The 25042-nt window shown below is 51.1% G+C and carries 21 protein-coding genes and 1 tRNA gene; 15 read left to right on the top strand and 7 right to left on the bottom strand.

Translation table 11 applies throughout. The annotated features are described in order from the left end of the window. Positions 1 to 5: 5 nt before the first annotated feature. The 11 genes from ABJI30_RS15890 (at position 6) to ABJI30_RS15840 (ending at position 17545) form a co-directional block, all read left to right on the top strand. On the top strand, positions 6 to 449 hold the full coding sequence (locus ABJI30_RS15890) for an HAD family acid phosphatase (protein WP_348025460.1): 444 nt from the start codon (positions 6 to 8) through the stop codon (positions 447 to 449). Positions 450 to 1188: 739 nt separating this feature from the next. Continuing rightward, a complete protein-coding gene (locus ABJI30_RS15885; RefSeq protein WP_348017664.1) occupies positions 1189 to 4272 on the top strand; it encodes a TonB-dependent receptor in 3084 nt (1027 codons plus the stop codon). A gap of 576 nt (positions 4273 to 4848) precedes the next feature. Then, positions 4849 to 7956, top strand: a complete 3108-nt coding sequence (locus ABJI30_RS15880; RefSeq protein ID WP_348017663.1) for a TonB-dependent receptor — start codon at positions 4849 to 4851, stop codon at positions 7954 to 7956. A 155-nt stretch (positions 7957 to 8111) separates the two neighbouring features. Beyond that, positions 8112 to 8852 (top strand): FadR/GntR family transcriptional regulator, encoded by a 741-nt coding sequence (locus ABJI30_RS15875; RefSeq protein WP_348017662.1) that lies wholly within the window; start codon positions 8112 to 8114, stop codon positions 8850 to 8852. A 93-nt stretch (positions 8853 to 8945) separates the two neighbouring features. Continuing rightward, on the top strand, positions 8946 to 11195 hold the full coding sequence (locus ABJI30_RS15870; RefSeq protein ID WP_348025339.1) for a polysaccharide lyase 6 family protein: 2250 nt from the start codon (positions 8946 to 8948) through the stop codon (positions 11193 to 11195). Further along, positions 11192 to 13372, top strand: a complete 2181-nt coding sequence (locus ABJI30_RS15865) for a heparinase II/III family protein (RefSeq protein WP_348017660.1) — start codon at positions 11192 to 11194, stop codon at positions 13370 to 13372. Before ABJI30_RS15870 ends, ABJI30_RS15865 begins: the two co-directional genes overlap by 4 nt. Further along, positions 13369 to 13740 carry a cupin domain-containing protein gene (locus ABJI30_RS15860; RefSeq protein ID WP_348017659.1) on the top strand — a complete coding sequence of 124 codons (372 nt, stop codon included), beginning with the start codon at positions 13369 to 13371 and terminating at the stop codon, positions 13738 to 13740. The genes ABJI30_RS15865 and ABJI30_RS15860 overlap by 4 nt, the downstream gene beginning before the upstream one ends. Then, entirely contained in the window at positions 13740 to 15026 is a 1287-nt protein-coding gene (locus ABJI30_RS15855) for an MFS transporter (protein ID WP_348017658.1), read from the top strand. The genes ABJI30_RS15860 and ABJI30_RS15855 overlap by 1 nt, the downstream gene beginning before the upstream one ends. Before the next feature lie 49 nt (positions 15027 to 15075). After that, complete coding sequence (locus ABJI30_RS15850) at positions 15076 to 15831, top strand: glucose 1-dehydrogenase (protein ID WP_348017657.1); 756 nt, start codon at positions 15076 to 15078, stop codon at positions 15829 to 15831. Between the two features lie 24 nt (positions 15832 to 15855). Then, the gene (gene eda, locus ABJI30_RS15845) at positions 15856 to 16509 is read left to right on the top strand and encodes a bifunctional 4-hydroxy-2-oxoglutarate aldolase/2-dehydro-3-deoxy-phosphogluconate aldolase (RefSeq protein ID WP_348033179.1); all 654 of its coding nucleotides are present in this window, start codon (positions 15856 to 15858) and stop codon (positions 16507 to 16509) included. A 4-nt stretch (positions 16510 to 16513) separates the two neighbouring features. Then, positions 16514 to 17545, top strand: a complete 1032-nt coding sequence (locus ABJI30_RS15840) for a sugar kinase (RefSeq protein ID WP_348017655.1) — start codon at positions 16514 to 16516, stop codon at positions 17543 to 17545. Between the two features lie 130 nt (positions 17546 to 17675). On the opposite strand, the gene ABJI30_RS15835 is transcribed toward ABJI30_RS15840, so the two are convergent. From ABJI30_RS15835 to folK, 5 genes are all read right to left on the bottom strand, one after another. After that, complete coding sequence (locus tag ABJI30_RS15835) at positions 17676 to 18554, bottom strand: OmpA family protein (protein ID WP_348017654.1); 879 nt, start codon at positions 18552 to 18554, stop codon at positions 17676 to 17678. A 505-nt stretch (positions 18555 to 19059) separates the two neighbouring features. Then, positions 19060 to 19377 carry a metalloregulator ArsR/SmtB family transcription factor gene (locus tag ABJI30_RS15830; RefSeq protein ID WP_348017652.1) on the bottom strand — a complete coding sequence of 106 codons (318 nt, stop codon included), beginning with the start codon at positions 19375 to 19377 and terminating at the stop codon, positions 19060 to 19062. Continuing rightward, on the bottom strand, positions 19364 to 19813 hold the full coding sequence (locus ABJI30_RS15825; RefSeq protein WP_348017651.1) for an SRPBCC family protein: 450 nt from the start codon (positions 19811 to 19813) through the stop codon (positions 19364 to 19366). The genes ABJI30_RS15830 and ABJI30_RS15825 overlap by 14 nt, the downstream gene beginning before the upstream one ends. 273 nt (positions 19814 to 20086) lie before the next feature. Continuing rightward, positions 20087 to 20162 (bottom strand) — tRNA-Lys (locus ABJI30_RS15820). A 73-nt stretch (positions 20163 to 20235) separates the two neighbouring features. Then, the gene (folK, locus tag ABJI30_RS15815; RefSeq protein WP_348017650.1) at positions 20236 to 20745 is read right to left on the bottom strand and encodes a 2-amino-4-hydroxy-6-hydroxymethyldihydropteridine diphosphokinase; all 510 of its coding nucleotides are present in this window, start codon (positions 20743 to 20745) and stop codon (positions 20236 to 20238) included. A 110-nt stretch (positions 20746 to 20855) separates the two neighbouring features. On the opposite strand from folK, the gene ABJI30_RS15810 reads away from it, so the two are divergent. Next, on the top strand, positions 20856 to 21434 hold the full coding sequence (locus ABJI30_RS15810) for a superoxide dismutase family protein (protein WP_348017649.1): 579 nt from the start codon (positions 20856 to 20858) through the stop codon (positions 21432 to 21434). 34 nt (positions 21435 to 21468) lie between these two features. Beyond that, complete coding sequence (locus tag ABJI30_RS15805; RefSeq protein ID WP_348017648.1) at positions 21469 to 21930, top strand: low molecular weight protein-tyrosine-phosphatase; 462 nt, start codon at positions 21469 to 21471, stop codon at positions 21928 to 21930. Positions 21931 to 21949: 19 nt separating this feature from the next. Here the strand turns inward: ABJI30_RS15805 and ABJI30_RS15800 are convergent, their stop codons facing one another. Next, a complete protein-coding gene (locus tag ABJI30_RS15800; protein ID WP_348017647.1) occupies positions 21950 to 22576 on the bottom strand; it encodes a glutathione S-transferase family protein in 627 nt (208 codons plus the stop codon). Between the two features lie 179 nt (positions 22577 to 22755). On the opposite strand from ABJI30_RS15800, the gene ABJI30_RS15795 reads away from it, so the two are divergent. Both ABJI30_RS15795 and ABJI30_RS15790 read left to right on the top strand, forming a co-directional pair. Further along, the gene (locus tag ABJI30_RS15795) at positions 22756 to 23493 is read left to right on the top strand and encodes a Bax inhibitor-1/YccA family protein (protein ID WP_348017646.1); all 738 of its coding nucleotides are present in this window, start codon (positions 22756 to 22758) and stop codon (positions 23491 to 23493) included. Positions 23494 to 23653: 160 nt separating this feature from the next. Then, entirely contained in the window at positions 23654 to 24328 is a 675-nt protein-coding gene (locus ABJI30_RS15790) for a hypothetical protein (RefSeq protein WP_348017645.1), read from the top strand. A 111-nt stretch (positions 24329 to 24439) separates the two neighbouring features. Here ABJI30_RS15790 and ABJI30_RS15785 read toward each other — a convergent pair whose 3' ends face one another. Further along, complete coding sequence (locus tag ABJI30_RS15785) at positions 24440 to 24904, bottom strand: hypothetical protein (RefSeq protein ID WP_348017644.1); 465 nt, start codon at positions 24902 to 24904, stop codon at positions 24440 to 24442. Positions 24905 to 25042 lie beyond the last annotated feature (138 nt).

Here is a 25042-nt window from a genome sequence, read left to right as displayed (position 1 = left end):
TGACAATGAAACAGACGGTCCTTTTTGATATTGATGGAACGCTGGCAAATATAGAGCATCGCCGGAAGTTTCTGGATCAAGACAAACCTGACTGGAACTCATTCAATTCGGAAATGGGCGATGACACGCCCAACATGCCGGTCGTCGCGCTATACAAATCGCTTTGGGCGAGCGACGAATATGACATCATTCTGGTCACCGGTCGCAACGAAGCGTCACGCAAAGTCACAGAACAATGGCTCACATGGAATGAAATTCCGTTCAGCGAAATGTATATGCGCGCGGACAGAGACAATCGGGCCGATCATATTATCAAGCAGGAAATACTAAATGGTTTCCTAGCTTCCGGCAGAGAGATTGCATTCGTTGTTGATGATCGTCAGCAGGTGGTCGACATGTGGAGGCGCAATGGCATCACCTGCCTGCAATGTGATGTTGGTGATTTTTGATTTCGACCGAATTTGCGGTATTTACTTCAACCTTACTTTGTCTTTGACGCGATCAGGATAATTAACATGGCAGACGACAAGGTGGCAGCTTAAAGCTCATCGGCAAGCAGGTGTGCAGGTTCCAGAGTCTATTTCTAGAGTACAGTACCTGAGAGCCTTTTTTGGGACTACATGGTTCCGCTTTATCGAGTAATCCTTACTTATCAATGCTATGGAAGAAAAAATCGAGTCCTCTTCTAGCACCAGTAGCTTGTTTAAAAGCTCTTGCCAACAAGACAGCATTCGAAATTGTAGGTACTCAAACACCTTTTCGGCCGCCCTGAAATGTTGACCGTCGCGATTGGCCGAGCTTCATTCCGAGTCAGAAGACACCAGCTCGGTCACCTTCTGACGGGGCAGGGGGTGATTCATGCTTCCAGGGCCTTGTTTCGCGGATTGTTTCGAGCCATCGCGATATTTCTTTCCATATGATGCAAATAGAACACAGTTTGCTGAACATTGTTTCGCCAGAAAATCGGCCTGGTTGTCGTCGGGAATATTCTAAACATCTCTAACTTAACGAAAATATAGGTATATTTAATTGGTATAGAGAAATATTCTATTAGGTATGCATAAAAGGTTGACAAATTGATTTTTCGAGACCAGTTTTGCTGCAAATAGATAGAAATAAATAAATGCAGGGAGAATAAGGATGTTTCGAAGTGGTAATTGCGACGGGTTGAGGGGACGCAAATCCAAAGTGGCGGCAGCCCTGTTGGGCAGCACGGCAATCATGATGCTGGCGGCTCCAGCGCATGCGCAAGATGCCGATGCCCAAGATGTTGCTGAAGACGCAAATGACGACGTCATCATCGTTTCCGGCATTCGCTCTTCGCTGGCGAATGCGCTTGCAGAAACGCGAGCGGCAGACAGCCTCACTGAAGTTATCTTGGCGGAAGATATCGGTAAGCTTCCTGATCAGAACCTTGCGGAGGTTCTCGAAAACATCACCGGTGTTCTGATAACACGCCAAAACGGCGTTGGTACCGGTGTTCAAATCCGGGGTACGGGGAGTAACCGGCTCGAAGTTAATGGTGTATCAACCGTCGGCGCGGGTAATGGACGCGTCGGCATCAACTTTGAAGATTTAAATCCATCTATCATCGCGGGAGTCGAAGTTATCAAGGCGCCTGAAGCGAGCACGATTGAAGGTTCTGTCGGTGGTACGATTAACCTGAGAACCATTCGCCCGCTTGATTTATCTGAGACTCTCATAAGCGTCCGTGGGCAACTTGAAGATAGCAGCCTTTCATCTGGTGGTCTAAATCCAAGAGTTTCAGGCGCGTTTGGTACAACATGGGAAAGTTCTTCCGGAGCAGAATTTGGGTTTGTTTTGAGCGGTAGTTACACCGAATCAAACAACACCGCATTCCGCCCACGTCTTGATCGTGATAATCTGACAGACTGTACGGGTGCCACTCCGCCGACCTCGTGCCCAGCTGGGGCGCCAGGATTTCTCGGCGTTCAGTTCTTGAACCAGGTTCAAGAGAATCAGAATTATGAAACAATTAACATAGCGGCCTCGTTTGAAGTTAAGCCGACCGATAATCTGAGGCTTTATGCGGATTACATTTATACAGATCAGACGCGAAATTTGGCAGGTTCAAGAGTCCAGTTTTCTAACGTTAGCCGGTTGAATGGTGCAGGTGATAGAACCAACGGCGGCAATATCAACTTCACAGACTTTGATACTTTCAATTTAGGACTAGACTCGACTGGTCAAGATCTTGGCAGCATATTAGGCGTCACAGCAGGTACTTTTACGCCGCATCAGAGAGCAGATTTTGCTACCGACGATGACTTTAGGAACGCGCGCGGTGCGCCATTCCTCCGGGTGGCCAGTGATAATGGTTCACGCGAAACTCAAAGTGATGTTTTTATAGCCGGGCTTGATTGGCAGCATGATCGACTGAGCATAGCTACCGAATTCTCCAGGGTCTCATCAGACACGGTCAATCCAAACTTGGCAACGACCCTTAACTTTATCAATCCGAACTCGGATATTGCCCCAAACAACACTGCTGGTACCAGTTTCCGGGACGAAAATGGTATTCCGGTCATATTTGACTTCAGGGACGGCATCTCCTTCGGTATCAATTTTGCCGACCCATTTGCGCCAACAACTGCCCAGTTGCTGGATGGAAATAACTATGTGTTTGATGGTACCCCTACATATTCCGCCAATGTTCAGGAAAATGAGGAACTCGCATTTCGCTTTGATACCTCTTACGATTTCACTGGCTCGGTAGGCTTTATAAAGTCAATCGATGCTGGCTATCGTTATAGTCGTCGCGAGACCCTTAGAGACAACAGGCAGGCGTCTGCTAGCGGTTCAGGCACATTGGGTAACAGTTTGAATGCGGGTGGTATTGCGAACCTCCTCACGCCGATTCCTGATAATTTTGGGGATGGCACGGGTAGCGATTTGTTCGTTTCCGGTGTATTGCAAGTTGATCCTGGCATTGTCGGCAATCCGGAAGATGCAGTAGCGGCGATCAATGCGGCCGCTGCGGCTCAGGGTCTCGGACCGATCTTCACCTCAGGGTTAGTCTCGCGTGCAAATGCCTTCTTTGATATTACGGAAGAGACGCATGCTCTGTACGGTCAGATTAATTTTGGAACTGAAGATGATAGGTTCCGCGGAAATGTCGGTGTGCGCTGGGTTAACACCTCGATAGCAGAAACCGCCAACGTGTTGAGTACTGGTACTCCATTCCTGGCCACGAATGAAAGCAGCTACGATCATTTCTTGCCGCGCGTGAACCTCGCCTTTGACGTAACAGATGACATTGTCTTGCGGGCGTCTTACTCCCACGAAATCAATCGACCTAGCTTTACGAACATATCATCTGCGATAACACTCCCGAATTCACGTGGCGTCAACAGTAACGCTGTAGCTGGTGACCCCAACGTGCGACCGGAAGAGATTACCTCTTATGATGTGTCGGCAAGTTGGTATTTTGCCCCTGAAGCCGTCTTTAGCGTCGGCTATTTCCGCAAGGAGCGCGACGGGCTATTTGGAGTTGTCGTTGATGAGCCGGGTAATGCGGGTGCTCCAGGCGTTATTGCGCCTAACACACGCGACACTGTCGGTCCGGTTTGCGAAGGCGGCGGGACTTTCTCTCCAGGCACAGAAGCAGGTATCTTCGGTAACGGCGAGACAGGTGTCTGTGTTGGACTTCAAACCCCGTTCAACTCGAATGGGACAACCACTCAACAAGGTATTGAGGTCGCTTTCCAATATAACTTAAACGATTGGGAAGACAGGCTTGGCAGCTTCGGATTTCTCTCCGGTCTTGGTTTTGTGGCCAATTACACATACCAAACGGAAAGCAATGATACTGGTTTTACCGACATTTCTGGCGGCCGGGCTCAGGCAATCTTTGCACAACAAGGTTTTGATCCTGCAGTAAATCCTGTGCAGCGTGAAACTGCTACTTTGCTGAACCTGTCTAAGCACGCTTATAACCTGACAGCATTCTACGAGAAGTTCGGAATATCAGCGCGGGTACGTTATACATGGCGTGACACGTTTAGAACGAACGATCTACCTGGCACGGGTAACGTGTTTGAGCCGCTTGGCTTCCGGGGCGCAGTTGAACCTAGAGGGCAGCTGAACGCTAGTGTAAACTATGCAGTTACTGACCAGTTAAACATTGGTGTAGAGGGCACTAACCTGACCAAATCTAGCCAGAATATATCTTGTGTGAACGATGGTGCGTTGTTGTGCTACGAAGGTATCACGGATCGCAGAATTCAATTCGGTTTTAGCTTCACCTATTAGAGGAAACATCGTTCAGATCGGCGGCGCAAGCTGCCGATCTGACGCGAAAAATAGAATTGGCTAATCTTTGCCTCAAAGATTTGGATTAACCGTCCGGCGGCCCGTTACTTGTTCCTTCCGAGGTCTGCCGGATCGGATAGTCCAGTTTGGTGTCACCGTTCGCTTCTAGTCGGGGCATCGAACACTCGGAGCTCTTGAGCCGTTTAACTAGCCCGGTCCCTTTACCCGCGGTTTGTTGAAAATCGGTTCAAGCGGCTTTGAGTGATCGAATATGGGGCAATCAGTTTTATTGAGCTCCAAAAGGGGATGGCGTGGCAGGAGGTTGAACCTGCCGCGCCATTATTTTTTGTGTGCCAACTTTCTGGATCTTTCGGAATGTCGGGGCAGGTTGATTGTGGGATGGCCTACCAAATTCGGCCAGTGCCAATAGTGGTTTTGGGTTGCCGAGTGTAGGCAAGTGCAAGCGTAGAAACATAGGTATGCAAAATTGGTAGTAAGAAATGGTTGACAAATTGGTTTTGTCGCGGCATTTTTTCGACTGAAGGTTATAAAAATAAATGTGCAGGGAGAATAGGGATGTTTCGGAACGGAGCTTTCGGTGGTTCTAAAACAGGTAAATCGAACGTAACGGCAGTTTTGCTGGCCAGTACTGCCATGGCAATGGTTGCCAGTCCGGCTCGTGCACAAGATGGTGCAGCAGCTGACAACGAAAACGCCATTGTGGTCACCGGCATCCGCGCAACGATCCAGGATTCAATTTCAACCAAGAAAGAGGCAGTGACAATTGTTGATGCTCTGTCTTCCGAAGAAATTGGTGATCTGCCTGCTCTATCCATCGGTGAGGCCCTTGAGACACTGACTGGCGCAGCATCGCATCGCGAGCAAGGCGGTGCGACAGAAATTTCTATTCGTGGTTTGGGGCCTTTTCTCGGTTCTACGGTATTGAACGGCCGTGAGGCATCAAATGGTAGCGGCGACCGTTCGGTAAACTTCAGTCAGTTTCCTTCGGAGCTGTTCAATAAAGTTGCGATTTACAAGACGCAGGAAGCGCGCTTCATTGAAGGCGGCGTATCGGGTCAAATTGCGTTGGAAACGGTGCGTCCAATTGATTACGGCAAGCGCCGTTTTCAGGGTGATTTCAAGCTAAACTACAACCCGGATAATACAGATCTGAATATTCGTGAGCGCAATTTGGGCTATCGCGGCACATTCAGCTATATTGATCAGTTCAACGTTGGCGATGGCGAGGTGGGTATCTCGCTCGGTTATTCGCGTAACGTGACTACAAATCCCGAGCAAGAAGTCCGTTCGAGCAGCGGTTTTCGTGATTGTCGACTGGCTGGTATTGCGTCCGCACCAAACACGTTCAATGAAGGTATCTTTGAAGATGATAACTGCGATGACGGAGGTTCTGACGACGGCGATTTGATTCTTGAGATCGATCCGGTAACGGGTACCGCTCCGGATGCAAATACGCCCTTCCTGTTCACGGCAAGTTCGCGATCATTTCGCCAGAATATAACGGAGGATGAGCGTGATTCCTTTTTTGCCGCAGTCCAGTTAAAGCCAACTCCAGACGTTGATATCAATTTTGATTTTCAATATTCAAATCGCGATTTTACAGAAATTCGCAATGATCTTGTATTTGCAGAAAACCGTCGGGTTGATGCTCCGGATGTACCTCTTTCGCGGCGACTTGATTTTGATTTGATTGTAACACCGGCTGGATCTTTGCAGCAGTTTACCAATGAGCAGCGCATAGAAACCAATAGTCAATTTCAGGAGCGCAGAGAAGAATATTATGGCGGCGGTCTGTCAATTGATGTCCAGGCGACTGACCGCTTGAAGCTTTCGTTTGATTCGTCTTACTCGGAAACAAGTCGTCGTGAGGATATTATTCAAACGCGCTTGCAATCGGACCGCGAAGATATTTTTGGGAATTTTGTCCTGGGCACCAATAGCGCACTGGAGCGGGGTACCGGCGGAGTTCAGCGTGACCGTGTTGAAACGGCTACATTTATTGGTCAGAATGGGTCGCAGGGATATAACTTCATAGTCCAGAATTTTGACGTAACAAATCATGATTTGTTTGCCGATGATGCGCGAACACGTGTTGATCTAAATCAATTCCGGAATAACAGTATTTTGGGCATTCGTGGTGACTTTGAATATGAATTTGATGGTTTCTTGTCCAGTGTTCAGGGTGGTGTCCGCTATTCCGAATTAAAATACGATGCTGTGCCGCGTGCGAGGGATCAGTTTACTTTTTCTGACGCTGCACTGACCATCGCCAATCAGGCTTGCCGTGATAATGTGTTTCCTGAAAATAACTTCCTGTCATCGATCAGCGGCGGCAATGCGTTGGTCACAAATGTCGATGCAACGGGCGCGACAATCGCAGCTGGAACTGGGAATAGTTTTGCAACGTTTGATCCCCTTTGTTTGGTACGAGAACTAAACAATGCGGACCCTCAGGGTATTGTTTTCGATGACAATGGTCGGCCAGTGATCCCTGGTCCAGGCGTAGCGATTTCAAATGTTGATGTGTCAGAGAAGACTTGGGCAGGCTATTTGCAGGCAAACTTCAACGCGGATTGGGGTAGTGTTCCGGTGCGAGGAAATATCGGCCTGCGGGTGATAAACACCAAGGTGCGCTCCATCGGTTTCAGAACCGCATTGGTTACCCAGAACAACCCAGATGGTACGATCGACGTTATCCCAGATCCGGCTGCGACTGGGTTCGACCAAGTGGTTGGCGGAGGAAGCTATACCGAATATCTGCCTAGTGTGAATTTTGTTGCTGAAGTTACTCCCGATGTTCAGGCGCGTGCGGCAATTTATCGCGCTCTTTCTCGTCCCGATCCTTCCGATTTGGGGTTTGGGCGCAGCTTTGGCGGCTTGCAAGATGATGATGCCACATCTCTGGCCGATGCAATCGGCAATGCGACAGCAAGCGGTAACCCATTTACCGAGCCGCTTCTATCCTGGAATTTTGACGCAGCAGTCGAATGGTATCCGAACGCGGACACGATTCTCGCTGCAGGCGTCTACTACAAACGCTTCAACGGCGGATTCGAGAATACCACTCAGACGGAAGTATTTCTGGTAGACGGTCAACCACTGGAGACAGCGGTAACGACGCAGAATACAGTTGGTGATTCGAGCACAATTTATGGCTTTGAGGTTACGGCTTCCCATCGTCTGAGCTACTTGCCGAAACCACTTGACGGACTGGGTTTCAAATTGAGTTACAATTATGCGAGTTCAAATTTTGAATTTGAAGATGCTCAATTTGGTGCATCACAAGTGTTCGGCACCAATGGAACACTTGTTGACCGGATCGGGATCGTGCCTCCGGCAGAGATTTTCGGTCTGTCCAAACACGTATTGTCGGCGCAGGTCTATTACCAGATTGGTGGTCTTGATCTGCAGGGTGTGTACAAATATCGCAGCAATTATTTCCAGCAGTTCATCTCTACTCCCGGTAACCTGCGTTACATAGGAAACACTGGTGTTTTTGAAGCACGCATTTCTTACAAGCTGACGGACAATATCAAATTTACGCTTGAAGGGATTAACTTGTTTAATGAACCGCGGAACCAATTTAATCCGACCCTGGAAAATATCTCGGAGGTCAATGTCTATGGCCCTCGCTATTTTGCCGGTGTGAAGTTCAAATTCTAACTCTCAAACGGGGAGGCGCGGCGGGAGGTTGAACCTGCCGCGCCATTTTGGGGTCTGTAGTGGAATTCAAATTGGTCGACAATTGGTATGGGTCTGCGCTAAGTTGAGGTAAGAGCTTAAAAAGCCTTGATGTTATAGAGGGAATTGGCGAGCAAATGGCGGAGCAAAGACTTTTTCACAGTGTTGCAGAGCAGATTAGCGATCTGATTGAAGAGGGCGTCTTTCCGCCTGGTACCCGACTTCCCGGCGAAAGAGAATTGGCGGAGCGTTTCGAGGTCAGCAGGGTGACAATTCGCGAAGCTGAAATTGCGCTGCAGGCGATCGGACGGATCGAGATAAAAACCGGGTCTGGCGTATATGTGTGCGAAGAGCAGCCAAAAAATCCAGACCATCTTCCTGACGTAAGTGCTTTTGAGCTAACCGAAGCCCGATCGTTGATCGAGGCGGAGGCAGCTGCACTGGCGGCCAAGGTGATATCGGACGAGAACCTGCAAGAGCTGGATGATCTTATCGTCGCAATGGCCAGTAAGGACGAAGAAGTCTCGCTTGCGGCTGATCGGGAATTTCACGCAACTATCGCAAAGGCATCTGGAAATGGTGCGATGGTCCATACGATTGAAACGCTGTGGCGGATGCGGGAAGAACTGCCTGAAGTAAAGCATAGCTACGATGCTGTGTGTGAGGAAGACACGAAGATTCGCGCGAAAGAGCACATGGATATCCTCGATGCGCTTAAGGCCCGAAATCCGGAAGCTGCGCGCCGCGCAATGCGTGAGCATTTCCTTCGGCTGATAGGCTCCATGCTGGACGCTACCGAACAGGAAGCACTGCGTGAAGTGCAGCAGCGTGCAAGTGAAAGCCGGGAACGTTTCTTGCAAACCGCAAGAATGGGCTGACCATAATTGGTATAACATTTTGGTATTGATAATTGGTTGACACCAAATAGACTCGCTGATAGCCTTATCGTCAAGAGGAAAGGATATTTGGGGATGGTGTTCAGGTTTTGCCTGTTTTTGTTGACGTGCGTAGCAGTCGCTTTTCCGGCTTCCGCCGAACATTATTTTGTCAAAACACAATCCGAATATTTTGCTGCCGAGAAAAAGCTGGTTGCGGGCGACATCATCATATTGGCCAACGGCATCTGGCGTGATTTCGAAATCAAGTTTTCGGGCAAGGGTACCCGAAAAAAGCCGATAACGCTGATTTCCGAAGAACCTGGTAAGGTCATTATCTCCGGTCAGTCCAATTTGCGGATCGGCGGGGAACACATGCTGGTTACAGGGCTGGTATTCAAAAATGGCTACAGCCCGACCGGCGAAGTAATCTCGTTTCGGCGATCCAAGGCAGACCTGGCATCCTATAGCCGCGTAACAGAAGTCGTGATTGACCATTTCAGCAAGCCCGACCGCTACGAAAGCGACTACTGGGTGGGCATGTATGGCAAGAAAAACCGGTTTGATCACAATCATCTCGTGGGCAAGACCAACAAGGGGGTCACGTTCGCAGTTCGGCTCGATTCCAAGGCAAGCCAGGATAATCACCATCGCATCGATCATAATTATTTCGGACCGCGTCCGGTTCTTGGTTCCAATGGCGGAGAAACGCTTCGCATAGGTACCAGCAAATATTCGATGTTTGATTCCAGCAGCGTGGTGGAGAATAACTATTTTGATCGCTGTGACGGCGAAGTTGAGATCATTTCTTCGAAAGCCGGGAAGAACATATTTAGGGGCAATGTTTTCTTTGAATCAAGCGGTACGCTGACGCTTCGCCATGGCGATGGAAATCTGGTCGAGAACAACGTTTTCTTTGGCAATGGCAAGGATCATACGGGGGGCATCCGGGTGATCAATCAGGATCAGACAATTCGGAACAACTATATGGAAGGTCTGCGGGGAACTGGGTTCGCCAGCGCGCTGACAGTGATGAACGGTGTACCGAATTCGCCGGTAAATCGTTACGTACAGGTCAATAATGCTGTTGTGGAGAATAACAGCGTTGTCGATAGCACGCGCATTACTTTCAACGCGGGGGCCGATACGGAACGCTCTGCTGCGCCGGTAAACAGCAAATTTCTAAACAACATGCTTGGCGGTGTCGCCAGCGGCATGTTCGTCAAGATCCAGGATGATATCAGCGGGATCGCGTTCACGGGAAATGTTCTGACTAACGGCACGATCGAACAACCGGTCGATGGCATCTCGGAACAAACAACTGGTTTGGTTCGAGCAGATAACGGGCTGCTTTATCCTGAAGATGTACGCGTTGGAGCGTCACGTGATTTGAAGCCGGTTACGCGCGATCAGGTCGGTGTGAGCTGGTATCCCAAGCCAGCCGCTGGCGATCGGTTTGGCACGGGGAAGGTGATTTCGGTGTCTCCAGGCGAAGACAGCCTGACCAAGGCCTTTGCTTCGGCATCTGATGGGGATCGCCTGATTTTGGGCGCAGGCGAGTATCTGGTGAACAAGATCCTGCCACTGGACAAGGTGATTTCAGTTGAAGGATCAAAAGATGCTGTTGCGAGTATCAGTTTTGCACGTCCGTCGCTGGTGGAGATCAAGCAAGGGGGAAGCCTGCGGCTATCCAACCTCACGATAGATGGTGTAATGGCTCCGGATTCCGTGGGCAATGCGGTGATCCGAACCACAAGCTTTCCCATACAATCCAATTTCCTGATCGAACTTGATCATGTGTCAGTGATCAATCTCGATGTGAACAGATCGTTCCATGTGATGGCGCTGGGAAAAAGTTCCTTCGCAGATCGGATCAGTATCAAGAACAGCAATTTTCTGAACATCTCTGGCTCAGTCCTGCAGGCTGCTGCAGAGACAGAGGATTACGGCCAGTATAACGCAGAGTATATCGAGATTTCGAATTCAAACTTCAAAGATATCGGGGCAGAGACGTTCAATATTTATCGGGGTGGCCGTGATGAAAGTACGTTTGGGCCACATTTTTCACTGACCGGTTCCAACTTCATGAATGTGGGCAAAAGCGGCAACAACACGACCGGAGCATCGATGTTGCTCCATGGTGCGCAACATAGTGATATCAGCAACAACAATTTCCTGGACTCCGCTCCGATCAAGATCGTGCACACGGTTGGCCGACCGCAAACGCGCATTGCGGATAATCGATCCGTCGACATGCCAGCGCCGATCCTCGAAGAGCTGAACTACGAAGGTGCTCACCGCGCGATATTGTCGAATAACCAGTTTGAAGGCGTAGCAAAGCCATGATCCCGAAGTTTTTATGGGTCGCATTATGGGGCGCTACGTCTTCCGTCGCTGTTGCCGGTTCTGATCTGTCCTCCCAGGCAGAGCCGGCTGCAGCGACTGCAAATCCGGCACCTCTTTTCGCAAATGAAATGCAGCGTGCTTCGGTCTTTGTCGACCGCATGATGGAAGCGGGTGTGGTCGTTCCAGTGCCCAAAGACCCCGGTGGCGGATACACCCACGAACAGCACAAACAGAATTTCAAGGCAATCAATCTTGCCGGACAACTTTATCGCAACACTGGCGAGCAGCAATATTCTGACTATGTCAGGGATGTGCTTCTGGCATATGCCGAGCTTTATCCGACATTGGGCGAGCATCCGGCACGCAAAAACAGCCAGGGTTCCGGAAGGATTTTCTGGCAGGTTCTAAATGACGCAATGTGGATGGTGGACAGCATCCAGGGTTATGAAGCTGTTCGCGAAAGCCTTTCCGAGGCGGATCGCAAAAATATTGATGATAATGTCTTCCGCAAGGCGGCGGCTTTCCTGTCTACTGGTTCGCCCGTGACGTTCAGTAAAATTCACAACCATGCCACCTGGGCGACCGCTGGCGTTGGCATGACCGGCTATGTACTGGGCGACAAGGAACTGGTCGATATCGCATTGCTGGGTCTTGATAAAAGTGGAAAGACCGGTTTCTTGCGTCAGACCGATCTGCTGTTTTCTCCGGATGGTTATTATACGGAAGGGCCATATTATCAGCGTTTCGCGCTCAAGCCTTTCATGATTTTTGCCGGCGCGATTGAAAAAAATGACCCATCGCGGAAAATTTACGAACACCGGGATGGCATATTGCTGAAGGCACTGCGCTCGACCATTCAATTGACCTATGACGGGTATTTCCTGCCGTTCAATGATGCGATCAGGGACAAAAGCCTCAAGACCAATGAACTCTATAACGGCGTTGCTATTGCCTATAGCAAGACGCGCGATCCTGGATTGCTGTCGATTGCCGAGTGGCAGGGACGGACAATCCTGACCGATGATGGCCTGTTGCTTGCCAATGATCTCGCGGCAGGCAAAGCCCGGCCGTTTCCGTTTAAATCACTGCTGTTCTCGGACGGACCGGAAGGAAACAAGGGCGCAGTTGCGGTTTTGCGTCAAGGTGACAGTACCAGCGGTCAGGCGCTCGTTGCGAAAAACAGTTCTCAGGGAATGGGCCATGGTCATTTCGACAAGCTCAACTGGCAATATTATGACAATGGCAACGAAATTGTCACCGATTATGGTGCTGCACGGTTCCTGAACGTTGAATCCAAATTTGGTGGTCGATATCTGCCGGAAAATGAAACCTGGGCAAAGCAGACAATCGCGCACAACAGTCTGGTTGTGGACGAAAAAAGTCATTTCGACGGGGATGCCAAAGCAGGTGACAAGCTATCTCCGCAGCAGCGGTTTTTCTCTGCCAAGCCCGGTAGCCAGATAAGTAGTGCAACGATGACGGGGGCCTATCCCGGAGTGAATTTTACGCGCACATTAGCGCTTCTCAACGTCGAAGGTCTGGGCCAGCCCTTGGTTGCAGATGTGCTCCGGGTAAAGTCTGAAACCGCCCACAAATATGATCTGCCCATGCACTATTCCGGGCATATTACCCGGGTTGGCTTTGATCTGAAATCCAGCGTCGATGCACGTCCGGTTCTGGGTACGGCCAATGGCTATCAACATCTTTGGGTCGATGCGACGGGCAAGCCGGATAATGCGCAAAATGCGTTTGTTACCTGGATACTGGATGACCGGTTTTACACCGCGCGCTGGATTCCGCAGGTGACAGGTGAAGCCATTCTGGCCGAAAGCGGCGCGAACGATCCTCAGTTTAATCTGCGCCGCGAACCCGTAATTATCCAGCGTGCGACTGACAGCAAGGATGCCGTGTTTGCCAGTATTCTGGAGGCACATGGCAGCTATGACGGTGCAGAAGAGAGAACCGTCGCCAGCGATAGCCAGATTAAATCCATCAGGCATCAACAAGCCGGATCAGCTGATCTGTTGATGATTGAAGCGCTGTCCGGAGAGAAATCCGTTCTTGCGATTTCCTATGATGCCGATCCGATGAAAACGCACCGGGCGTTAATTGGCGGCGAGCAGATCAATTGGACCGGCTATGCGGCCCACGTCAAACTGGGGAGGGCGACGAAATGAATGCGACTGATGAAAAATCGGGACAGAGCAAAGCGTTTGTCCGGGCGTCTGAAATTGAAGTCGAAGATCTTGGAAACGGGATTACCCGGCAAATTCTGAGCTATGGCCCGGATATCATGAATTGCCGACTCTGGTTTGAAAGTGGTTCAGCCGGCGACATTCACGACCATATTCATAGTCAGACAACCTACATCGAGAGTGGCCGTTTTCGCGCCCATATTGATGGTGAAGAACGCGAGATCGGACCAGGAGACAGTGTCTATATTCAACCGAACTCACGTCACGGCGTAACGTGCATTGAAGCGGGCAGCTTAATCGATTCATTCAGTCCCGTACGTCAGGACTTTCTGGGATCAGGGGAACAATAATGAGCAGCATTGCAAAAGTCGGAAAATTTCGCTGGGCTATTGTCAGTCTTGTCGCACTGGCAACCATCATCAATTATATTGATCGCGGCGCACTTGGTTTTCTTTGGCCCGAAATTTCGGATGATCTGGGTCTGACGAAAACCGACTATGCAATCATCCTGAATGTCTTCACTTTTGCCTATGCATTCGGACAGACATTGTTTGGAAAGATTTTTGACTGGATCGGAACGCGGTTGGGTTTCGTCCTGGCGATCGGTGTTTGGTCATTGGCGACCGTGCTGCACGCGGTGGCCACGGGCCTCGCAAGCTTTGCTGTCTTTCGTGCAATACTGGGTGTGTCGGAAGCAGGTAACTGGCCCGGCGCAACCAAGGCCAACGCGGAATGGTTCCCGATCAACGAGCGCGCTTTGGCGCAAGGTATCTTCAATTCGGGCGCGGCCATTGGCGGTATCGTTTCCGCGCCAATCATTGGTATCCTGTTTGTATTTTTGGGCAGCTGGCAAGCCACGTTCATCGCCATCGGTCTGCTGGGTTTCCTTTGGTTGGTTCCATGGCTCCTGGTGTATAAATCAGGTCCTGACACGCACCCATGGCTTTCCGAGGAAGAACGCCAGTACATCATCACGGGTCAGCGCAATCAAGACACAAACGAAGTCGCGACCTATGCACCGGACTCGAAGGAAATTCTTTCGCGCAAGGAAAGTTGGGGGGTCATCATGGCTTCGTTCTTCCTTGATCCAATCTGGTGGCTCTTCATCGGCTGGTTGCCATTATACTTAAACGAGACCTATGGCTTCGGTGTCGAGGAAATCGCTATCTATGCCTGGATACCCTATGTGGGCGCGATGTTTGGTGCCTGGTTTGGCGGTCTTCTTGCGCAAAACCGCATCAAGGCGGGCTGGACCGTCAACAAGACACGCAAGTCCGTGATCACATTGGGCGGATTGATCATGCTGGTCTTCCTGCTGCTCACAACGCAAGCGGCAACCCCGTTTGTTGCCGTGATGTTAATGGCTGCGATCTTGTTTGGTTTCCAGACCGCTGTTGGTAATATTCAGACGTTGCCCAGTGATTTTTACAGCGGGAAATCCGTTGGATCACTTGCAGGTTTTGCGGGCACAGCGGCGAAACTGGCCGTAGTCGGACTGAACTTCCTGATCCCGATAATCACTGTGAACAGCTATGTGCCGGCCTTTATCGTTGGTGCTGGTCTCGCGATCATGACCGTCGTGTCGGTTCTGATCCTTTGTCCGGACATCAAACCCTTAAAGCCGAAATCAACCTGAATCCTCCCGGAAACTTTTAAACTCAAACTTCAAATAAACAGGAAAAATTATGACCAAACTCAATGGAAAAGTCGCAATCGTCACCGGTGGTAGCCGCGATATCGGTCGAGCGGTTTCGGTCAAACTTGCCAGTGAAGGCGCAAAGGTTGTGGTCAACTATTGCAACAATGAAGATCAGGCCAATGAAACGTTGTCGGAAATCGAAGCGGCTGGCGGAACTGCAGTTCTGGTCAAAGGAGATATGACGAAGGCCGAAGATGTCTCTGCGATGGTGGCTGCCGCTCAAGCGGCTTTCGGGGATCAGATCGATATTCTTGTCAACGTCGTGGGTGGTCTGGTTGAACGCAAAGGGCTTGCCGAAATGGACGCCGAATTTTTCGAATATGTCATGCGTCTCAACGTGACATCCACGTTTCTGGCGACACAGGCAGTTGTTCCGCACATGAAGGAAGGTGCGTCAATCGTGAATTTCGCATCATTAGCTGGCCGCGATGGCGGCGGTCCCGGTGCGGCGGCTTATGCCACTTCAAAAGGCGCAGTCATGACGTTCACACGGGCGATGGCGAAAGATCTCGGGCCCAAGGGCATTCGCTGCAATTCACTGTGCCCCGGAATGATTGCAACCAGTTTCCATGATACTTTTACGGCCGATGCAGTGCGTGAAAATGTTGCCAATTCTACACCTCTGCGTCGTCAGGGCCGTGCGGAGGAAACAGCGGATGCGACTGTATATCTCGCATCCGACGAAGCGTCTTTCATTACCGGTACCAACATTGACATTAATGGCGGTCTGTTCTTCTCTTGATGAGCAGCAACAGGGTGAACGAAGATGGATATGGAACAGCAATTGGAAGAACGGCTGGCGAAGGCGCCAGTGGTGCCACTCGTTGGCGGGAGTGATCCCGCAATAGCGGTGGAAACGGCAATTGCACTTCATGCAGGCGGACTCGGTATTATTGAAGTTGTGCTTCGGACTGATGAAGCCGTGGACTGCATGGAAGCAATTGCAAAACAGACTTCCGGTCTCATTGTTGGTGCCGGAACCGTATTGACGGTCGGGCAGGCGGAAGAGGTGATCGCGCGCGGTGCGCAGTTCGTTGTTTCGCCGGGACTGGTGGATGAAGTCGCTGAATATTGCCTGGAGCGATCGGTGCCTTTGTTTGCAGGTACGATGACGGCCGGTGAAGTTCAGCGCGCCTATGCGTTGGGCCTGCGCACAGTGAAGTTTTTTCCGGCATCGCTGGCCGGCGGAGTTCCAATGCTGAAAGCGCTTTCATCTGTTTTTCGCCATATGAAATTCATGCCAACGGGCGGCGTTACGGCCAGCAATCTGGGAGATTTTCTGGCGGTACCATCGGTTGTGGCATGTGGTGGCAGCTGGCTTACGCCGGCTGCTGAAATTGATGCCGGCAATTTTGAACCAATAACGAACCTCGCGCGCGAGGCGGTAAACATTGCCAGCGCCGCAAGACCAAAAGGATAGATTTATGGCAGACTTTTTGTCATTTGGAGAAATCATGTTGCGTCTGAAGACGCCCGGACATGAGCGATTTTTCCAGTCACCGGAATTCGAGGCCACATTCGGCGGCGGCGAAGCAAATGTGGCGGTTGCGCTCAGCAACTATGGCCTGTCATCTGCGTTTGTCACGGCACTGCCGGATAATGACATCGGCCAGCATGCGATCAATGAAGTGCGTCGGTTTGGCGTGGATACGTCCATGATCCGCCGCAGCGGTGACCGCGTCGGTATCTATTATCTGGAATCTGGTGCAAATCAGCGCCCGTCCAAAGTTGTCTATGACCGTGCTGCTTCGTCGATTTGCGAATGCGCTCCGGGTGATTTTGATTGGCCAGCTATTTTTGACGGCGCCAAATGGCTGCACATTACGGGCATAACGCCCGCGTTGAGCCAATCAGCAGCTGACCTCAGTCTCGAATGTCTTATCGAAGCAAAAAAGGCAGGTGTCACCGTGTCCTGTGATTTCAACTATCGCGGCAAGTTATGGAAATATGGCAAGACCGCTCCCGAAGTCATGTGCGAGCTTGTCAGATATGTTGACGTTGGAATAGCCAATGAAGAGGATTGCCAGAAATCCTTGGGTATTAGTGTGGATGTGGATGTTGAAGCTGGAGAGCTGGACACAAAGAAATATGAGGCTTTGTCGAGAAAAGTATTGGAACTTTATCCAGACATGTCGACCATCGCCATCACCTTGCGCGAAAGCCATAGCGCCGACCGCAATGGCTGGTCTGCCTGTCTGCGGGAACGCGGCGGCGATTTCAAACTGTCGCGGCGCTATGAGATTACCGACATTATCGACCGCGTCGGTGGTGGGGACAGTTTCGCTTCCGCCCTAATCTGCGGACTGAACAAATATGAAGATCGCCAGAAGTCACTCGAGTTTGCGGTGGCAGGAAGCTGTTTGAAACACAGCATTTTGGGTGACTTTAATCGGGTATCCGTGAGCGAAGTTGAAAAGCTGATGGATGGCGATGGTTCCGGCAGGGTTCAGCGTTAGGAAGAATCAACTGCGGAGAAAGCGTCAACTTCTGACTCTTGGCCCTCAGAACCTTCGGATTTCGCTCTCCATAAAGATCGTCGCGCACCGTCAGAAAAATACGGAGTGGGCGATGCCCACTCCGCTTACATTATAGTCCGTCAAGGCCTTTGCTGACCATGATGTTCACCGCAACACGGCGATTCTGTGCCTTGCCTTCGGGGGTATCATTGCTCGCGATTGGATCCGCTTTGGCCATCCCGGTTGGGGTCAGCATGCGATATGGTTTCCAGCCGCAGGCTTGTTGCATGTAGTTGACCACGCGACTGGCGCGTTTTTCACTCAACTGCTGGTTAAACTCATAATCTCCGGTGGAGTCCGTATAACCAACGACCAAAAGCAGGGAGTTTTTCATTCCCTCTGCCTGGGCCGCTGTGTTGCACAGATCGGCTTTGCCTTGTGCAGACAGTACGGCCTTGCCGGTGTCGAAGTTTACGTTTGTCGTGCCTTTGATATTATACTCATCAATATCACTCACCCGACCGCGCAGGGCCTCGGTGGCCGCTGTCTGATCTGCAAAGCCTTGTGCCGTGCCATTGCGGATCATATTTGCCGTTTTCAGGTCGTTGTTACGCAAATTGATCCGGCTTGCCACGAGGCCGCCGCCCCAAACGACTGTTTTGACGGTAACCGGCAGGCCATTCAACAGAGAGTCTGCTGCAAGCGTGCCGCGATTAATGCCGAACAGCCCTTTGCTGGCCCTGATTTTAGTGGCTTCAGCAATGGTGATGGTTGTACCGACCCCATTTTCGCTCATCACGCGCATTCTGTCCGCATCGCGTGCTGAAATAAAGCCTTTGATATCAGGCCCTTCTTCGAGGCCCGACAGGTCAGCCGGGGGCAAACCGTTTACCGTAATCTCATTCTGGGTTTCTAACGCTTCCTGCTGCGCAGATACGCTGCTCGGCACCAACACCGCAAGTGTGGCCAGCATGACTGTTAGTTTTGGACGTTTTGAAATGTCACTCATTCTTGGTCTCCTTCAAACATTAAACTCTGATTCCGCGTGTTTCTGCGGTTAACCGGACCGAACCCTAAAAGGGTGGTCAGTTTGTTATGTTTCCCCTCAACTCGCAATACAATGCAGGGCGACATACATGCCGCACATGAACAAATGGTTGCCCTGATTGATCAGGTCATCCTTTCTGATGGATGAACATAACCGTCATCACCACCCGTTCTGAGGATAATCCGAGCGGATCGCGCGGCAAACCGTTTAGAACAACCTCCCTCAGGCACGCAATCGTACCTTGGCAGGCCGGTCGCGTGAAAAATGAGGGGAATTGAGGCGGAGAAGCGGGTGTCATTTGACGATGATTGAGCAAATTCTTTTGAATAGACGGGATTGGAGCAAAAATTCCAGGAACACTGCATGCGATTTTGTGGGCAATAGAGCAGGGGAGTCTGGTACAAAACATCCGCCAGCTGGCCCGGTGCTGGATTTGGTGATTGTTTCATCATCGGGAGCAGGTCAGTCATCCATCTTCAATATGCAAGCGAAGCCTGTCGAGCGCATTATCCCATTGCCTTTCAATCGTTTGTAGATAGCTTTGGGCATGTCGAAAGCCATCCGGGTTCAGGCTAAATCTGCTTTCGCGGCCGACGCGGTGGTTTATGACCAAACCTGCATGCTCTAGCATTTTAAGGTGCTTTGTGACGCCTTGCCGCGAGATTGCCGTCATGGCTGTGAGCTTCCCAATAGGTCGCGCCTCGCCATCACTCAGACGAGATATGATCTTCAAGCGGGTTGGGTCACCCAACGCTGCAAAGACCTGAGATTCAATCAGTGACATGGGACGTGATGTTGTTCATTTGCTCATCCCAGCCATTTTCATTCATCCGAAAAGCGGTCGGAGCATAGTCAGGCGGGAGCTTGCTAAAACCAGTTTCTTTCAATGTTAACTTCGTTCCGCCTTCGCATGGTTCGACAAGAAAAGTGGCCTTCAGATGGTGATCCTGACTTGCATCCCGATCAATATCTTCACCGTAATATGCTGGCCAGGTAAACGAGATCCGTCTGTTCGGTTCCATGTCGACAATTGTCATGGACCAGGTCAAATGTTCGTGTCCGGGATAGGTACTTTGGCACGCAATGACCGCACCTGGGGCAAAGGGTTCGGAAATCACGGCTCTGAACCATGTACCAAATTCCAGATGATCGCTGATCGCCCGCCAAACACGCTCGATTGGTGCAGACAGGATGATGGTTCGTTCGATAGAATTTTCCATTAGGCAACCTCCAGGTTGCGCAATAGCATATTCAGCTTATTACGCAACCAATAGATTGCATATTAGAGGATAGCTGCACTTTTCCTCAGTTTGCGAAGTAATCCCAATTTCCGCGTTCGGAATATGGCGGGTATCTGCATCAATAAGAAGGTCTGTTTTTCGAAATTTCGGATATTCACCTCATTGTGGGCGTCTCTGGAACACAATCTGATACCCCACGGATACCCCGGCGCATTTCGCGCTTCACACATATTCCATAAGCGTTTGAAATAATGGTGAGCCCTGCTGGGTTCGAACCAGCGACCTACTGATTAAAAGTCAGTTGCTCTACCGACTGAGCTAAGGGCCCACAAACGCATCATGTCTGCGAGAGCGTCTCCCTAGTGGCGCATTGTCCTGCGGTCAAGCGGCTTTCCGCGATTTCAGGAGTCTTTGTTGTCATGGTTCCGAAACCGTTTCAGCCGGTGCCACAACTGGATCAGCTTCAACCCGGTCAACGGATCACGCCATTGGCCTGCAATCTCGCTTGCGGGGCCCAACACAAAAGGCCTTTCACGCATCATGACGTGCGGAATCGCGAGGGCAGGGTGGTCCTCAACAAATGTACCGCCGCTCCACAGGATAATGTCCATATCAAGCACCCGGGAAGACCAGGCCTGGCCGCGGCGTGGTCCGAATTCCGCTTCGATTGTTTTGAGCAGAATGAGAACATCTGGCGGTACCAGGGGCGTATCAACAGCGATCGCGGCATTGGCATATTGCCGCCGGGAAGGGCCTATCGGACGAGAATCGACGATGCCGGAACAGGCGACGAGTGAAATTTCTGATTGTGCCAGTCTGTCAATGGCAGCGCCAATGACAGTGCGAGGCGCACCAAAGTGCATGTGCCGCTGATTGGAACCCAGCGCGATGACATATCGGGACGTCGTCAATGCTTCTGAGCCTGATTGTTTGATTTTGACACTGTTTTAACTAACTGTTTGAAGCTGAAGGCTTCACTGGTATCATGAAGGCTGTAACAGGGGAACCGGGGAGACACGCAATGGTCATTCGAAACGGAAATCTGCCGATATTGTTGCCAATTTTGGCATTTGTGTCTGCGGGCCTCGTTTCCTGCGGGACGGCTGATGAGCCCGAAACGGTTGGTGCGGACAGCATCGCGCGCGCATCTCTGACCGGGACGGACAATACCGCCTATGGCGAAGTTATTGTCGCCCAGGGCGATGGCGGACTGATCGTCAGAATTGATGCCGAGGGCATGACTCCTGGTCCACGCGGCGTGCACATTCATGCTGTAGGCAAATGCGAAGGACCTGACTTTAAATCCGCAGGTGGTCACTGGAATCCAGATGGTCGTGAACATGGTTTTGACAATCCCAATGGCGCGCACAAAGGTGACTTTTTTAATCTGGACATTGGAGCTGACGGCAAGGGATCTCTTGAAAATGTGATCGCCGGCGCATCTCTGAATGGCGAACGCAGCGCATTGCTGGATGAAGATGGCGCTGCATTTGTTGTCCACGCCGGTCCGGATGACTTGAAGACCGATCCTTCCGGAGACAGCGGTGGCCGGATTGCCTGCGGTGTGTTCTCGCTGCAAAATTACAAATCCGCCCAATAGGCGTCAAAAAGCTTAGTTGAGTTAGTTTCAGTATATGACCATTTCAGTTCTTTTCGTTTGTCTCGGCAATATATGTCGATCTCCACTGGCCGAAGCGGCTCTGCGTCACGAATGTGCGCAGGCCGACGTGTCGTGTATCGTCGATTCTGCTGGAACGGCGGACTGGCATGCCGGAAATGCACCGGATGATCGGACAGTGGCAGTAGCCGCAAGAAACGGAGTCGAAGCAGGCCATTTGAGAGCACGACAGGTCCGGGCTGCGGATTTTCGCGATTTTGATCATATTATTGCCCTCGACCAGCAGAACTTGCAGGATTTGCGCAAGGTTCAACCCAAAGACGCAACTGCGCAACTGTCGTTGCTACTGGATCATGTCGAGGGGCAGACGGGTCAGGATGTGGCGGATCCCTATTATGGCAATGACGCGTCTTTCGATGAAACGTGGCTGCAAGTAACGGCTGCGGCACGGACTCTGGTTCGGAAATTCTCGACTTGATTCTCTGACCGACAGTCGTTCAAATTTGTCCGACCGCTTTTAACGTGCTGTGCGGACGTCCAGATAGACGGTCCAGATATGCGTGCAGACTCCCGAAATCATCAATCAGGCCCTGGCTGCGTCCCCATTGCACGGTGAAGCTGGCAATGATGTCGGTCACGGAAAACCGGTTGTCGACAAGATAGTCGGACGTTTCAAGATAAGTGTTCATAGCCCGCGCACCGCGGCGGAAAAGCGCGCCATTTTGGCGTAAATGGGCGCTGATACGCTTTTCCTCAGGTAAAACGCGCGTGTTCATGTCAGTGTTCCAGATCCAGCATTCCATCTCGGAAAGTGTAAAACTGACCCACTGATCATGCTCGGCGCGCTGCCAGCTACCCGAAGGCCCGACGAGCTGCTGATCCGGTACCAGATCTGCGACAGCCGTACAAATGGCCGCAGATTCGAATAGCGGTCTGCCATTAATTTCTGCAGCCGGAACTTTCTTCAGCGGGTGAAAGGGCTTGAGCCGGTCACTGCCGACTAGCGCGGGACCTTCGTCAATCGAGGTAAATTGCAAGCCGGCTTCCAGTAACGTCCAGCGACAGCGCGCGGAGCGGGAAGGGCCATATTCGTAGAGTGTGATGCTGGGCGCTGGTGCAGGCATTCGGAGTTCCAAGCTGGTTAACAAATGATTTCTGTAAAAGTTGATAGACCACATCTATCAAGTGCGGATGAGATTTTCTTTCAATCTGGTGCGGTTTCCCTTGAATTTTGCACGAAATCAACCGATATTATAGCTAACCGGGCCGGGTATCGGCCGATCAACTGAGGAGTATGACTGTTATGGCTAACTGGCCAGACCCACGAACCACAATGCAAGGCACGCCTGTTGGCACCGCATCACAATCCGATGTTGCCTATGACGCAGGCCTGCGTTCCTACATGCTCAAAGTCTATAACTACATGGCAAGCGGTGTATTGCTCACCGGTATTGTTGCAATGTTGTTTGCAAGTTCCGGCATGGCAGCGGAAATCATGTTTGGCGGCGGACCGCTGAAATGGCTGATTATTTTGTCGCCTCTCGCGATCGTATTGATGATGAGTTTCGGACAAAACAAATTCTCGACTCCAGCATTGCAGGCGATGTTCTGGGGCTTTGCAACATTGATGGGACTGTCAATGTCGACGATTTTTCTGGTCTATACCGGGACTTCGATCGCGCAGACATTCTTTGCAACTTCAGCGGCTTTCCTGGGCCTTAGCCTGTACGGCTACACCACCAAGAAGGATTTGTCCGGTTGGGGCAGCTTCCTGATAATGGGTGTGATCGGACTACTGGTCGCGATGGTGATCAACATCTTCCTTAAGTCTTCCATGATGCATCTTGTTATCAGTGCCATCGGTGTCCTGGTTTTTGCGGGACTGACAGCATACGATACACAGCGGATCAAGAGCATGTACGCTTATGTCGCCGGGACGGACATGGTCGGCAAGACCGTGGTGCTGAGCGCACTGAGCCTGTATCTGGACTTTATCAACATGTTCCAGTTCCTGCTGACCTTCATGGGCAGCCAAGAATAGGCTCATATCGCCGGAAACGGCATTCTGACAAGTTTCGGAAAAGCCCGGCGGGAAACCACCGGGCTTTTCTTTTGTCCGCTTGATCGTTTCGGCCTTGTAATCGCTGGACAACGGGATTCCTGACTCATAGGAAATAATCATGTTGTTTTGGGAGAAGTATATGTTGCCCCGTTTCCGTAAATTGCGGCTGACCGTAGCCGCTGGCTCGGTCGCTGTTCTGGCTGCCTGTCAGCAGGTTGCACCGCCGCCACCGCCTGCAGCCCCTGTTGTCCAGCCTCAATATACACCGCGTGCGCCGACTACTCCTTTTGGTGCAAGCACGAACACAATTGTACCTACCCTTCGGGCGGATGGCTTGCGCCAGACCATCAACCGTGATCTTGGCCCGCTGGAAACCCTTTGGCATGTTCGTGCGGCGCTGAATGTCGCTGCGCTCAGTTGTACGGCTCCGCAATATGCGCGTCTTGTCGATGATTATAATGCGTTCATCACCAACAACAAAAGCCATCTACGGAAAGCCAACAATGCGATTATCCAGAAATTTCGCAGGGATATCGGAAGCGGCTACAAATCTGCGCATGACCGGCATCAAACCAGTCTGTATAATTACTGGTCCTTCTCTCCCTTGCGTCGGCCTTTTTGTGACCAGGCAGTTGAAGTTAGCCAGCGCGCCATCGTTACTCCTTCGACTGGTTTGAATGATTTTGCAGCATCAGCCCTGCCTCAGCTGGAAGGACCATTTACAGACTTTTACGCAGCATATGAGCAATATGAGAAAGATCTCGAAGCGTGGCGCGTGCAGTATAGCGGGGCAACGCCGACAGGACAGAACTAGTCACAGTCTGCGTGTTTCTACCCGAATGTAAAAAGGCCAGATGGTTCGCACCATCTGGCCTTTTCTTTCAGCATTTGAGGATGAGGGAGTGCTGAAAGAGAGGGGGTATTTCTAGAAGGGCAGGCGGAGGCCGACGGACGACTTGTCGCGCGCAGCAGGTCCTGTGTCGGTCAGATAGTCAGCGCGGATGGAGCTGGAGAGAAACCGGCCCGGTATCACGGGATACACGCCGCTGTCCTGTTCCGAAGACCGATAGGAATATTCTTCCGGTACCAGCAAGCTGGTCAGGCCTGAAGTTGGCTGCGTAATTGCAGGGGATGGCTGGTTATCAATTCGGTATCCCGGTTGATTTTTCTTAGCTGCTGTCGCCATGAAATCAAAATTTTGCGAACCCGATACAGCTTTCAGATCAAAACCAGCAATAGGAAGGTCAACTGCGACCGGAACTGATGGTGCCATGGCTTCAGTCATGCTCTCCGTGTCCACCGCAGAATCATCTGCAATCGCAGGGGATGCAGTCAGCATCATCACAGTTGCGCTGAATATTGAGGCCGTCGTTGCAATCCGGTTTTTCATGATTTCGTCCTTCCTTCTGTTCAGCTAGCGAACCTTGCTGATCTCATAAGCAGCTTCGAAGGAAAGTTGGTTCTGGTTACAGTGGGCAGATAAAATTATCGAGCAAGTCGTTCAATCGCGCCTTACTGACAGGTTTTC

Origin of the sequence: Parasphingorhabdus sp., from assembly GCF_039968395.1 — a bacterium.
In the GTDB taxonomy this organism is placed as follows: domain Bacteria; phylum Pseudomonadota; class Alphaproteobacteria; order Sphingomonadales; family Sphingomonadaceae; genus Parasphingorhabdus.
Note: the sequence above shows the minus strand (reverse complement) of the source record. Positions and strands in the feature narration are given on the sequence as shown.